We start from the raw sequence: 13,154 nt of genomic DNA, 5'->3' as shown, positions 1-13,154 counted from the left end.
CCCCGAAGGACTCCACCGATGACCGTCCCCGCCACCGCTCACGTCAACGCCCCCGCGATCGCTTCCGCACCCGTGACCGTTCCTGCCGAGCTGGTCGTGCTCGACATGGCCGGCACGACCGTGCGCGACGACGGCATCGTCGAGCGCGCCTTCGAGCGTGCCGCATCCGAGACGGGAGTGGCCGAGCGGATGCCGTGGCCCGATGCTCTCGACTACGTGCGACGCACGATGGGACAGTCCAAGATCGACGTCTTCACGCATCTCGCGGGCGGCGACGTCACCCGCGCCGAGCGGGCGACCGCCGCGTTCGAGCGCGCATACGCCGCGCTCATCGCGGAAGAGGGCGTGGCGCCGATCGCCGGAGCCCAGCAGACGCTCGAGCGACTGCGGGCAGCGGGACTCTCCGTGGTGCTCACCACGGGCTTCGCCCCGACCACCCGTGACGCGATCCTGAACGACCTGGGCTGGCGGGCGCTGGTCGACGCGGCCCTCTCGCCCGTCGACGTCGGCCGCGGCCGACCCGCGCCCGACCTCGTGCTGGCGGCGGTGATCCGGTCGCAGGCGTCGTCGGTGGCATCCGTCGTCGTCGTCGGCGACACCACCAGCGACATCGCCTCCGGCCGCGCGGCCGGTGCCGGCCTCGTCGTCGGTGTACGCACGGGCGCGCACGACCGGGACGCGCTGACCGCCGCCGGTGCGGATGCCGTGATCGACGACGTGTCGGCGCTGCCGGCGCTGCTCGGAATCGACGCCTGACGTGGCGTTGCCGGCCGTCGCGCCGGTCGCCTCGCGCGACGTGCATCTCGCGCCGCCTGCCACCGCGATGGTGTGGCTCGGCCCCGGCCGCCCGCACGAGGCGATCGCCGTTCCCGGAGTGCGGATGGCGCAGGGCGACGTGCTCGTCGAGCTGGAGCTATCGACCGTCTGCGGCTCGGACGTGCACACCGTCTCGGGTCATCGCAAGGCGCCGACGCCGCTCGTCCTCGGGCACGAGTACGTGGGACGGATCGTCGCCCTGCTCGACGACGTCCGCAGCGTCGACGGCCGGCGACTCGCGCTCGGCGACCGCGTCGTGTGGTCGATCATGGCGTCGTGCGGGCAGTGCGACCGCTGCCGGCGCGGCCTGCCGCAGAAGTGCCGGGAGGTGCTCAAGTACGGGCACGAGCGGCTCGTCGCACGCTGGGAGCTCTCGGGCGGGTTCGCCACACACGTGCACCTGCGCGCGGGGACGGCCATCGTGCGCGTGGAGGAATCGGTCCCGGCTGCCGTGCTCGCACCCGCCGCGTGCGCCACGGCGACCGCCTGGGCCGCCGTCGACCGCGCTGCCGACGTCGTCGACGTGGACGGCGCGACCGTGCTGGTGACGGGTGCCGGGCTGATCGGTCTCACCGCCACGGCGATCGCGACGCGCGCCGGCGCCCGGGTCATCGTCGCCGATCCCGATCCGGGGCGTCGCGCGCTCGCGAAGTCCTTCGGGGCGGCCGCGATGATCGATCCTGCGGAGACGGGCGCTCTCGCGCGGGCTCTCCGGCGTCTGCGTGCACCGGAGCTCGACATCGCGATCGAGGCGTCGGGAGCCGCCGCGGCGGTCTCGTCGGCGCTCGACGAGATCGGTGTCGGAGGTGTCGTCGTGCTCGTCGGCAGTGTGTCACCGGGCCCGGCGTACGCCCTCGACGCCGAGCGCACCGTCCGCAACCTGACCACCGTCCGCGGCGTCCACAACTACGATCCGCAGGATCTCGCCGGCGCGATCCGCTTCCTCGAGGAGCACGCGCACCGTTACCCGTTCGCGCAGCTCGTCGGACGGCCGCACGCTCTGTCGGAGCTCGACGACGCGCTCGCGCGGGCCGCCGCGGGCACCGACGTCCGGGTCGCGATCGATCCACGGCTCTGACCTCGTCGCCCGGCCGTCACCACCCGCCGCGGGTCGGCGTGTGTCCCTCGCGCGCGTCGTCGGGCATCGCCATCTCGGCGCGCACGCCGAGCAGGCGAATCGGGCGGCCGGGCTCGATCTTCGCGACGAGCTCGAGGGTCCGCGCCAGCACGACGGCGCGGTCGGCGGTCGAGGGGATCTTCTTCGTGAAGGTCTTGGTCAGGAACGGGGCGTAGCGCACCTTGAGCCCGAGGCCGACGACCGGGCGGTCATCGGCGGCCACATCGTCCAGCACCTGGTCGAGCAGGCTCCGGGCGGCCGCCTCGATCTCGGCCGGATCGACGATGTCGGCCTGGAACGTGGTCTCCTTGCTGTGCCCGCGGGCGACCCAGGGCGTGTCGTCGACGACGGCCGAGCCGTCGCCGCGGCCGAGCTGCCGGTACCAGAGGCCCATGCGCGGCCCGAACTCGCCCGTCAGCGCCGTCTCGTCGGCGACGGCGAGCTCGGCGACGGTGCGGACGCCGAGCAGCGCGAGCCGCTTCGACACCTTGGACCCGACGCCCCAGAGCTCGATCGTCGGACGCTCGCCCATCACCTCGAGCCAGTTGTCGGCGGTCAGCCGGAAGGTGCCGCGCGGTTTGCCGAAGCCTGTCGCTACCTTGGCACGCACGAGCGTGTCGCCGATGCCGACCGAGCAGTGCAGCCGCGTGCGGTCGAGCACGTCCTGCTGCAGGCGGCGCGCGTACGCCTCGGGGTCGTCGGTCTCGGCGCCGACGAACGCCTCGTCCCAGCCGAGCACCTGCACGACGGCGCCGGGCTGGGCACGCAGGGTCGCCATGACCTGCTCGGACGCTGCCAGGTACAGCGGTGCGTCTACCGGAAGGATGACGGCATCCGGGATCTTCCGTGCCGCGATGCGCAGCGGCATCCCCGAGCCGACGCCGAACTCGCGCGCCTCGTACGACGCGGTCGAGACGACGGCGCGCTCCGTGGGGTCTCCGCGGCCACCGACGATGACCGGCTTGCCGGCGAGCTCCGGCCGGCGCAGCACCTCGACCGCCGCGATGAACTGGTCGAGATCTACGTGCAGCACCCAGGGTCTGGCCGCGGGCGTCGGCACCGCGGAATCCGCATTCATGACCTCGCCTCTCGCGACCGGCGCATGAGACGAGACTAGGCCGCATCGCCGACACGCCGCACAGGAGGGCGCGGGATCCGGAGGGTCCATAGCCCATGGCCCCGACGGCTCCGACCCTGGGCTGCCACGGCTCCCACGGCTGCCTGCTGCCTGTCGACCCGGTCGCTCAACAGGTCAACCGCGCTTCCACAGGAGGACGAGTCGATTCAACCTCCTGTGGAAGCCCGGTTGACCTGTTGTCGGGCGAACCGGAAGGGCGGGTGGGCCAGGAACGGCGGGAGGACTCTCGCCCGGCGGATCAGTCCAGGGTCGCGAAGCTGCCGCGCCCGGCGGATCAGCCCAGGGGTCGTGAAGCTGCCGCGCCCCGCGGATCAGCCCAGGGTCGCGAAGGTGCTTTGCCCGGCGGATCAGCCCAGGGTCGCGAAGCTGCCGCGCCCCGCGGATCAGCCCAGGGGTCGCGAAGCTGCCGCGCCCCGCGGATCAGCCCAGGGTCGCGAAGGTGCTTTGCCCGGCGGATCAGCCCAGGGTCGCGAAGCTGCCGCGCCCGGCGGATCAGCCCAGGGTCGCGATGAGCCGCTCGGCCGCGGCGCGTGCGGTCGCCGTGCCGGTCGCCGCCGAGGCGATGTCGCTCAGGAAGACGTTGTGCAGCGCGATGCCGACGACGCCGTAGGCCACGGAGGCGCACGCGGCAGCTTCGGCGGCGGGATGCTCGGCGGCCAGCAGATCGCCCAGCGCATGGTGCGTGCCCTGATACGCCGATACGAGCAGACCGGCGAGCACGGGATCGGTGCGGGCGGCCTCGACGAACCCGAGCACGACGGCGTTCTCGTTGCCCGGTGCGGCGAACTCGTCGCCGAAGAGGAAGTCGAGGGCGCTCGTGACATCTCCGGTGCCGCGGGGGAGCATCGAGTCGCCGTCGGCGTCCTCGTAGTAGAACCGGCGCGCGCTCTCGCGCAGCAGTTCCTCGCGATTGCCGACGAAGTGCCGCACGTGCCCGCGCGACATGCCGGCCTCTTCGGCGATGCGCTCGAGGCTGGCTCCGGTGATGCCGTGCGCGGCGATCGTGCGGATCGTCGCGTCGACGATCTGCCGAGTGCGCTCCTCGGCGACGGACGGTCGAGCCATCGATACCTCCCTCTCGCACCCTAGTGCGCTCTGTGTGACAGTTTATTGTCTAGTCAGACTTGACTAACAACAAGAGAATCCCTACCGTTGCTCTCACCCCGCTCGAAGAGGAGTCATCTGTGCCGCAGATCGTTCATGTCGGACCCGCGCCCGTCAGTCCCGCCGCCCGCGAAGAGCGCGTGCGCATGCGCGACGGCGTGCGCCTCGCGACGGACGTGTACCTCCCGGGTGCCCCGGCCGATCGCGACGCGACACCCGGCGACACGATCCTGATCCGGCTGCCCTACGACAAGAGCGGCGAGTACACGTTCATCCCGCTGATCGCCGAGTACTTCACCGACCGCGGCTACCGCGTCGTGGCGCAGGACGTCCGGGGCAAGTTCCGCTCCGAGGGTGACGCGCTGCTGTTCGTGAACGAGGCGGACGACGGCTACGACACGATCGAGTGGATCGTGCGGCAGGCGTGGTCCAATGGCCGCGTCGCGATGTGGGGCGACAGCTACTACGGCTACACGCAGTGGGCGGCGGTGGCATCGCAGCACCCGGCCCTGAAGGCGATCGCCCCGCGGGTGACGGGGACGATGCTCGGCGAACCGGTCCGCGCGGTCGCGGGGGAGCGCACGCGGGCGGTCGAGTGGGCGATCACCTACCTCTACCCGCTCACCTACTTCCACTCGCAGGATGCCTACTTCTGGGAGCTCGACCCGGCACGACGCCCCTTCAGTGCCCAGGCCGAGGATGTCGTCGCGGCACTCGGCTCGCGCTCGCTCTCGTACGACCAGTGGTACCCGCGTGCCGTGCACCTGCCCCGGTTCCCGCTCGCGAGCCCGTTCGACGCGCGCCCGGTTCCGACGCTCCACACCATCGGCTGGTGGGACAACTGCGCGCCGCTGTCGTGGGCCGACGTCGCCGAGATCGAGAAGCGGCCCGCCTGGGCGCTCAACCACTTCCTGCGCATCGAGTCCATGGACCACGAGTCGTACTACCTCGACGACCCGCCCGCGGTACGCGTCGAAGAGCGTGGCGACGAGCAGATCCGCGCGGAGCTGCCACGGATGCTGCAGCCCGCTGTGGACTTCTTCGAGGTGTTCGTGCGGGGCCGGGGCCGGGCCGCCGACATCCCGCGGGTCAGCTGGAACCTGGCGGGCACCTCCGACATGCGCGTGGCGGACGCGTGGCCACCGCCGCAGGCCGTCGCGCGCACGCTGTACGCCCACGCGGGCGGTGGGCTGTCTTCCGATGCTCCGGACGCTGCGACCCGGCTCGAGTGGCTGCACGACCCCGACGACCTCGTGCCCTCCAGCGTGCCGAATGCGTTCGCCTTCCTGCTCTTCCAGCCCGACGAGGCCGCGCTGGGAGCGCGAGCCGATGTGGTGTCGTTCACCACCGACGTGTTCGCACGCGACATCGACCTGGCGGGGCCGGTGCGGGTCGCGGCATCCGTCTCGTCCGATGGCCCGGCGATGGACGTGTTCGCGCGCCTGCTCGACCTGGCGCCCGACGGCACGGCGCTGCGCATCGCGCGCGGCCAGGTGCACGTGACCGACGCCGGGGATCCCGCGATCGTCGACATCGACATGGGGCAGGTGGGCTACCGCGTGCGTGCGGGCCATCGCCTGCGCCTGCACGTGCACTCGAGCGACTTCCCCGAGTTCCTGCCGCAGCCGGGCACCGGCGAAGAGCCGTGGGGCGCCGTGGCGACCGCGATCAACCGGCAGCGCGTCGTGCTCGGCGGCGATGAGCCGCTGTGCGTCACCCTGACCGTTCTGCCCGACACCCGAGCCGAGGAGGCCCGTCCATGAACGAACCCGTGCTGGAGTTCGCGTTCGAGATCCGCGTCGACATCGACCCCCACCTGCGCATCGGGCGCAGCGCCGACGAGGAGCTGTCGTTCACGCCGATCGCCGGCGGGACCGTCGCCGGCCCGCTGCTCAACGGCGAGGTGCTGCCGGGAGGCGGCGACTGGGCGGTCGAGCGATCGGGCACGGCCCAGCTCGAGGCGCGGTACCTGCTGCGCGCGGACGACGGCGCCGTCATCGACATCCTCAACCGCGGCTACTACCGCGCATCGGCGGACGTGATCGACCGCGTCGAGGCGGGGGAGAACGTCCCCGAGACGGAGTACTACTTCCGCACCGCGCCCGTGTTCCAGACGGATGCTGCGCCGCACCGCTGGCTCGCCGAGCACCAGTTCATCGGGCTCGCGCGCGACGAGGACGGCCAGGTATGCGTCCGGGTCTACGTGGTGCGCTGATGCGACGCGGGCCCGGGCGTGGAGGCCGATGGATGGTCGGCCGTGCGCGGCTGCGCCGCAGCGCCCTCCGCTCTGCGCGGCTGCGCCGCGAGCGTCGCGTGGATGACCTGGCGCAGCTGCGGCTCGTCCCACCGCGCCGGGTCTTCGGAGCTCGCGACGTACGACCCGCGCACGAGCAGATACGCCAGCCCGGCGACGTGCTCGGGGTCGGCGAAACCGGCGGTGCGCGCCTCTTCCAGCAGCAGCCGCTGGAAATCGCCGGTCTCGCGGTGAAGGGCCGTTCGCAGGTCCGGCTCGCGGTCGGCGTTGGCGACGATCTCGAGGATCAGCGCGCGCAGCACCGGCTCGTCGGGGCCGGTCGTCAGCGACCACTCGATGACGGCCGCGAACCGATCCTCCGGCGCCGCGGCGGCCAGCGTCTCGTCGAGCGCCGCCTGCCAGCGGTCCCGCCCGTGATCGAGCGCATTGAGGATGAGGCCGGCGCGCGAGGGCAGGTAGTTCGTGACGAGCGTCGTCGAGCCGCCGAGCTCCCTGGCGACCGAGCGGATCGTGACGGCGTGCGAGCCGGCGGATCGCGCGACGCGGATCGTCGCGGCGGCGATGTCTGCGAGCCGCTGATCGGCGTCAACCTCACGGGGCATGACACCCACCCTATTCACGCCCGTAACACAAATGCAACATTGATGTACAACAGTGTTGTACTACCCTGAGGGCTATCGCGGCGACGGCGCCGCGATCTGTGATCTCCCTCGACCGACCCGAAAGGAAACGAGATGAGAAACCGAGGCAAGGCCGCCACGGTCGTCGCAGCCGCTGCAGCCCTGGTGCTGCTCGCGGGGTGCACGCCCCGGGACGTCGAGACGTCCCCGACCGGCGACGAGACGTCGGCCCCTGTAGAACTCGTCGACGCGCTGCCCGCGGGCTCGACCGAGGTCGACGAGGTGACGTGGGCCCTCGTGGAAGGCGAGCCGCGCTCGCTCGTACCGGGCGCCGACTACAACTTCGTCCAGCCCAACCTGTGCGACAGCCTGCTGCGCGTGCAGCCCGACTTCACGGTGGACGCGGGCATCGCCGAGGCCGCCGACTGGGTCGACCCGGTGACGTTCGTCATCGACATCCGCCCGGACGTGACGTTCTGGGACGGGACGCCGGTCACGCCGGAGGACGTCGTGTACAGCCTCGAGCGTCACCACACCGACGTGACCTCGGCGTTCTACGGCGCGTTCGTGCTCGTCGCGCCCGAAGGCGGCATCGAGGTCACCGGCGAGAACCAGGTGACGGTGCACTTCGTCGCTCCGGACTCCACGTTCCGCGACGCCGTTGCGGGTGGCGCCGGCGCGGTGCTGAGCAAGGCCGTGAGCGAGGCCCAGGGCCCGGCGCTCGGCACCTCTGGCGGCGAGCTGATGTGCGCGGGACCCTACGAGCTCGAGAGCTGGACCCCCGGACGCGAGATCGTCACGGTCGCCAACGAGGACTACTGGGACGGCGCACCGCTGGTGAAGAAGCTCACGTACCGGTTCATCCCCGACGGCACGACCCTCACCAACGCCCTCCTGGAGGGCGAGGTCGACGGAGCCTTCAACGTGGCGCCCGCCAGCCGCAGTGCGTTCGAATCGTCCGACACGGGCCGGCTCGTCATCGGCCCGTCGACGGCGTCATTCTCGTTCGGCCCCACGCGCGACACCGGAGCCGGCGCCGACCCGATGATCCGTCAGGCGCTGAGCCTCGCCATCGACCGGGAGCAGTACATCTCGACGGTGCTGCACGGGCTGGGTCAGACGCAGAGCACGTTCGTCGCGCCGTTCTCGTGGTCGGGCTCGTCCGCGGCCGACGTGTACCAGGCGGGCTACGACGCCCTCGCGGCGCCGGAGGTCGACCTCGACGCCGCGAAGAAGCTCGTCGAGGAATCGGGCGAGGACACCTCGGTGCCGCTGCGCATCGCGATCCCGGCGGGCAACAAGGAACTGTCGCAGACAGCGGCGATCGTGCAGAGCGCCGCCGAGCAGATCGGCCTGACGATCGAGATCGACGAGCGTCAGGCGGCCGACTTCGCCGCGATCTTCCTGCCCGATCCCGGACCCCGCGAGAACATCGACTTCGTCGCGACGACCGGCTACACCGAGACGCCGGGGGTGCTCGCCTACCCCCAGCTGTTCCTCCTGCCGGCCGAGCAGGGCGGCATCTTCAACTGGACCGGCTACGCGAACCCGGAGGTGACCGCCGGGCTCGAGGCCGCGCGCACCACGCCGGACGCGGACGGTGCGGCCCAGGCGTACGTCGGCGCGCAGGAGATCTTCGCGCCCGACCTGCTCCAGGTGACGCTCGCGGGCTCGTATCACACGACATTCCTGAGCGACGGGCTGAGCGGCGTCGTCACATCGGTGGCGGCGTACTCCAGCCCGTGGGCGCTGCACCTCGGCGGCAAGTGATCGACGCGGCACCGCGCACCGGAGAGGGGCGACGATGAACGCCAGCGTGGCCCGGCAGCTGCTGGGCAAGCTCGGAGGGCTGCTGCTGACCCTGTTCCTGTCGAGCATCGTCATCTTCTCTGCCGTCCTGCTCACCCCCGGCGACCCGGTCGTCGCGCTCGCCGGGGGTCTGCGGCCGACGCCGGAGATGATCGCGGCCATCAAGGCGGAGTACCACCTGGATCAGCCCGTGTGGGTGCAGTACTTCTTCTGGATCACCGGTGTGCTCAGCGGCGACCTCGGCACGTCGTTCGTGTACAAGACACCGGTGGTCGAGCTCATCGGGCCGCGCTTCGGGATCACGCTGCTGCTCGTGCTGTACACGCTCGTGCTGATCGCCGTCTTCGGCATCGGCTCCGGCATCCTGGCGGCCACGCGGGGGCGAGGAACCGACCGGGCCGTGCTCGTCGCCACCTCGTTCGGCGTCGCACTGCCGACCTTCGTCGTGGCGATCCTGCTCATCTGGGTCTTCGGCCGCGTGCTCGGCTGGTTCCCGGTGTACGGCGCCGGCGAAGGGTTCCTCGACAACCTCTACCACCTGACCCTGCCGGCGATCTCCCTCGCGGTGCTGTACATCGCCTACCTCAGCAGGATCACACGCGGGGCCGTGGTCGGGCAGCTGCACTCCGAGCACGTCGACACGGCCCGCGTGCGCGGGATCCCCCGCGGCAGGATCTTCCGCCATCACGTGTTCCTCAACGCGTCGCCGCAGATCCTCGCGATCTCCGGCGCCACCGTCGCAGGGCTCTTCGCCGCCTCCGCCATCGCCGAGCAGGCGTTCGGCCTCGGCGGGCTCGGCTCGCTGCTGACAGAGGCGGCCGCCCGCAAGGACCTGCCGGTCGTGCAGACGATCTCGCTGCTGCTCGTGATCCTGTTCGTCGTCTTCAACGCGGCGGCCGATATCGCGATCGCCCTGATCGACCCCGATTCCGTCAAGCCGAGGAGGAACGCATGAGCGTCGCCCAGCTCGCCGGCGGCCGCGTCCCGACCTTCGCCCGTCGCCTGGCCGTGCGCGACCCGCTGCTGATCGCGGCCGGCATCGTGATGATCGGCATCCTGGCCATGGCGCTGTTCGGTCCGCTGCTCGCCCCGTACGACCCGAACCAGCTCTACGTCGGCCCGGTGTCGGGACCGCCCTCTCCCGCGCACTGGATGGGCACCGACGACCTCGGCCGCGACATCCTGTCCCGAGTCCTCGTCGGCGCCCGCCCGAGCGTCGTCGGACCGATCCTCGTCGTGCTGGCATCCTCTCTGCTCGGCACACTGATCGCCATCGTGTCGGCGTGGTTCGGCGGATGGGTGGACGGCGTGAGCTCGCGGCTCATCGAGGTCATCTTCGCCATCCCGGGCCTCGTGCTCGCCGTGCTCGCGGTGTCGATGTTCGGCAAGGGCCTCATCGCGCCCATCGTGGCGCTGTCGATCGCATACATCCCGATCGTGTCGCGGCTGGTGCGCGCGTCGGCTCGGCAGGAGCTCTCGAAGCCGTACATCTCGGCGCTGCGCATCCAGGGCGTCGGATCGTTCGCGATCTGCTTCCGCCACCTGGTCCCCGCGCTCCTGCCGGCCATTCTGGCGCAGTCGACGGTGGGCTTCGGCTACGCGATGCTCGACCTCGCGGCGATCTCGTTCCTCGGGCTCGGCGCCCAGCCGCCGGCATCCGATTGGGGCGTGATGATCGCCGCCGGACAGCCGTCGCTGCTCGTCGGCGCGCCCGAGCAGTCGATGTTCCCCGCGGCGCTCGTGGTCGTCACGGTGCTCGCCGTGAACATCCTCGGGGCGCGCGTGACCACCTGGGCGGAAGGCGCCGACCGATGACCGCTCTCGTCCTCGAACTCGATCAGGTGTCGATCGCCGCGCCGGGACCCGACGGCCCGCGCACCCTCGTCCACGACTGCACGCTGCAGGTGCGAGCCGGCGAGGCACTGGGTCTCGTCGGGGAGTCGGGGTCGGGCAAGACGCTGTCGGTGCGTGCCGTCGCCGGGCTCCTTCCCGAGGGCTTCACCGTGGGCGGAACGATCCGCATCGACGGCGAGGACATCTCGACGCTCCCGCCGCGGCGCCTGCGCGACATCCGTGCGCGGCGCCTGGGCATGGTGTTCCAGACCCCGCGGGCGCACCTCAACCCGCTGCGCACGATCGGCGACTTCATGACGGAGGCGCTCGTCTCCGTCGCCGGGGAGAAGCCGGATGCCGCCGACCGGCGCGCGCAGGACCTCCTCGCCGAGGTCGGCATCCCGGATCCGGCGCGGCGTATGCGCCAGCGACCGGGCGACCTGTCGGGCGGTCTGCTGCAGCGCGTGATGATCGCGGCGACCCTCGCGATGGACCCGCCGATCCTCCTCGCCGACGAGATCACGACGGCGCTCGACGTCACCACGCAGGAGGAGGTGATGGCGGTGATCGCCGACCTCCGCCGCCACCGCGACCTCGCGCTGCTGTTCATCACGCACGACCTGGCGCTGGCCGGTGCGGTCTGCGACCGCGTCGCGGTCATGCAGCACGGGCGCACTGTCGAGACGCTCCGTGCGGCGACGATGCGGACGGATGCCTCGGATCCGTACACGCAGCGCCTGCTGTCCGCCACCCTGCCCGCCGACGTGACCCCGGACCGCATCGCAGCCGACGAGCCCGTGCTCACCGTCGGAGGGCTCCGCAAGACCTTCCAGGTGCGCTCGCCGCGTGGAGGCCGCGAGGAGTTCGTGGCGGTCGACGACGTCGCCTTCACGCTGGCGCGCGGCGGATCGCTCGGCATCGTCGGCGAGTCGGGGTCGGGCAAGTCGACGACCGCTCGGATCATCTGCGGGCTCGATACGGCGGATGCCGGCTCGGTCACCGTCAAGGGCGCCGACTGGACCCGGCCGGCCCGGCGTGCAGCCGACCGGCGAGGCCGGGCGCGGATCGCGCAGATGGTGTTCCAGGACCCCTACCAGTCCCTCGACCCCCGTCAGAGCGTGCGGCAGTGCCTGTCCGAGGCGGTCGCGGTGCATCGGCGCGGCATCGGCCGCGCCGAGCTCGACGCCCGCGTCGACGAGCTGATGGGCGCCGTGATGCTCGCGCCCGCGCTCGCGGCGCAGCGGCCGCGTTCGCTGTCCGGCGGTCAGCGGCAGCGTGTCGCGATCGCGCGGGCGCTCGCGGCCGAGCCCGAGATCCTGGTGCTCGACGAGGCGGTCTCGGCGCTGGACGTCACGACCCAGGTCGAGATCCTGACGCTGCTCGACGGCATCCGTCGCACCACCGGTGTCGCGCTGCTGATGATCTCGCACGATCTGACCACTGTCCGGCGCCTCTGCGACCACGTCGTCGTCATGAAGTCCGGCGCGGTCGTCGAGCAGGGGCCGATCGCCGACGTCCTCGACCGCCCGCACGCCGAGTACACGCGGACGCTGCTCGACTCGATCCCGCGGACCGGGTGGGTGCCTCGACGCCGGCTCCCCGCACGCACGTCCGCCCTGCCCACCGTGGCGACCGCGACCACCAAGATCCCTACGTCCCGAGGAGAGAGATGACCGACCGAGACCCGTGGCAGCTCAGCATGCGTGAGATCGCGGATGCCGTGCGCTCGCGTTCGATCACCGCACGTGAGGTGATCGTCGCCCACCTGGACCGCATCGATGCGGTGAACCCGGTGGTGAACGCGCTCACCGTCGTCTTCCACGACCGGGCACGCGCCCTCGCCGATGCCGTCGACAAGGCGCTCGACGCGGGCGAAGCCGTCGGACCGCTCGCCGGCGTGCCCTTCACGGTCAAGGAGAACATCGACCTGACGTGGTCGGCGAGCACCAGCGGCTGGCCGTTCATGGCAGAAGCGGTACCCGCCAAGGACGCCACGATGGTCCGCCGCCTGCTCGAGGCGGGCGCGATCCCCATCGGGCGCGGCAATATGCCCGACTGGGGCCTGCGCTGGGACACCGACAACGACCTGTTCGGCCGCACGCTCAACCCCTGGGACCCGTTCCGGGTGCCCGGCGGGTCGAGCGGTGGCGACGCGGTCGCCGTGGCGACCGGCATGACACCGCTCGGTCTCGGCAATGATTACGGCGGGTCGCTGCGGCTGCCCGCCTACGCCGCGGGCGTGTGCGCGCTGCGGCCGTCGGCCGGCCGCATCCCCGCGCCGATGGCCGAAATCACCGAGCCGGTGTCGCTGTCGCTGCAGTTCTTCGCCGTGAACGGGCCGATCGCCCGGCGCGTCGATGACCTCGACGCCGCGTTCGCGATCATGCACGGCGCCGACGGCAGCGACCCGGCGGCACTCACGCTGCCGCATCCGGCTTCGTACGACGGCCCATCCTGCTGCGG

12 protein-coding genes are annotated in these 13,154 nt (G+C 71.7%); 9 read left to right on the top strand and 3 right to left on the bottom strand.

Annotated elements, in window-relative coordinates:
* The coding region (locus ACI3KX_RS20495) for a phosphonatase-like hydrolase (protein WP_404910896.1) at nucleotides 1-756 on the top strand (756 nt) is incomplete at its 5' end.
* 1 nt (nucleotide 757) lies between these two features.
* Entirely contained in the window at nucleotides 758-1,894 is a 1,137-nt protein-coding gene (locus tag ACI3KX_RS20490) for a zinc-binding dehydrogenase (protein WP_404910895.1), read from the top strand.
* Nucleotides 1,895-1,910: 16 nt separating this feature from the next.
* Here ACI3KX_RS20490 and ACI3KX_RS20485 read toward each other — a convergent pair whose 3' ends face one another.
* Both ACI3KX_RS20485 and ACI3KX_RS20480 read right to left on the bottom strand, forming a co-directional pair.
* Nucleotides 1,911-3,011, bottom strand: a complete 1,101-nt coding sequence (locus ACI3KX_RS20485; RefSeq protein ID WP_404910893.1) for a DNA polymerase IV — start codon at nucleotides 3,009-3,011, stop codon at nucleotides 1,911-1,913.
* A 552-nt stretch (nucleotides 3,012-3,563) separates the two neighbouring features.
* Entirely contained in the window at nucleotides 3,564-4,136 is a 573-nt protein-coding gene (locus ACI3KX_RS20480) for a TetR family transcriptional regulator (RefSeq protein WP_363354647.1), read from the bottom strand.
* A 119-nt stretch (nucleotides 4,137-4,255) separates the two neighbouring features.
* On the opposite strand from ACI3KX_RS20480, the gene ACI3KX_RS20475 reads away from it, so the two are divergent.
* Both ACI3KX_RS20475 and ACI3KX_RS20470 read left to right on the top strand, forming a co-directional pair.
* On the top strand, nucleotides 4,256-5,938 hold the full coding sequence (locus ACI3KX_RS20475; protein ID WP_404910892.1) for a CocE/NonD family hydrolase: 1,683 nt from the start codon (nucleotides 4,256-4,258) through the stop codon (nucleotides 5,936-5,938).
* A complete protein-coding gene (locus ACI3KX_RS20470; RefSeq protein WP_404910891.1) occupies nucleotides 5,935-6,390 on the top strand; it encodes a DUF3237 domain-containing protein in 456 nt (151 codons plus the stop codon). The genes ACI3KX_RS20475 and ACI3KX_RS20470 overlap by 4 nt, the downstream gene beginning before the upstream one ends.
* Here ACI3KX_RS20470 and ACI3KX_RS20465 read toward each other — a convergent pair.
* Complete coding sequence (locus tag ACI3KX_RS20465; protein ID WP_404910890.1) at nucleotides 6,375-7,031, bottom strand: TetR/AcrR family transcriptional regulator; 657 nt, start codon at nucleotides 7,029-7,031, stop codon at nucleotides 6,375-6,377. The two genes, ACI3KX_RS20470 and ACI3KX_RS20465, sit on opposite strands and share 16 nt — an antisense overlap.
* 132 nt (nucleotides 7,032-7,163) lie before the next feature.
* Between ACI3KX_RS20465 and ACI3KX_RS20460 the strand changes: the two genes are divergently transcribed.
* The 5 genes from ACI3KX_RS20460 to ACI3KX_RS20440 all read left to right on the top strand — a co-directional run.
* Nucleotides 7,164-8,819, top strand: coding sequence for an ABC transporter substrate-binding protein (locus tag ACI3KX_RS20460; protein WP_363354640.1), 1,656 nt, complete (start codon nucleotides 7,164-7,166; stop codon nucleotides 8,817-8,819).
* 34 nt (nucleotides 8,820-8,853) lie between these two features.
* Entirely contained in the window at nucleotides 8,854-9,813 is a 960-nt protein-coding gene (locus ACI3KX_RS20455) for an ABC transporter permease (protein WP_363354639.1), read from the top strand.
* Nucleotides 9,810-10,673, top strand: a complete 864-nt coding sequence (locus ACI3KX_RS20450; RefSeq protein ID WP_363354637.1) for an ABC transporter permease — start codon at nucleotides 9,810-9,812, stop codon at nucleotides 10,671-10,673. The genes ACI3KX_RS20455 and ACI3KX_RS20450 overlap by 4 nt, the downstream gene beginning before the upstream one ends.
* A complete protein-coding gene (gene nikE, locus ACI3KX_RS20445; protein WP_363354635.1) occupies nucleotides 10,670-12,364 on the top strand; it encodes an ABC transporter ATP-binding protein in 1,695 nt (564 codons plus the stop codon). Before ACI3KX_RS20450 ends, nikE begins: the two co-directional genes overlap by 4 nt.
* Nucleotides 12,361-13,154 (top strand): amidase (locus tag ACI3KX_RS20440; protein WP_404910889.1); only part of this gene is annotated, 794 nt, incomplete at its 3' end. The genes nikE and ACI3KX_RS20440, both read left to right, overlap by 4 nt.

The sequence above is a fragment of the Microbacterium sp. ZW CA_36 genome (assembly GCF_044987475.1).
In the GTDB taxonomy this organism is placed as follows: Bacteria; Actinomycetota; Actinomycetes; order Actinomycetales; family Microbacteriaceae; genus Microbacterium.
The sequence above is the reverse complement of the archived record's forward strand: the minus strand, read 5'-3'. Positions and strand labels throughout refer to the sequence as shown.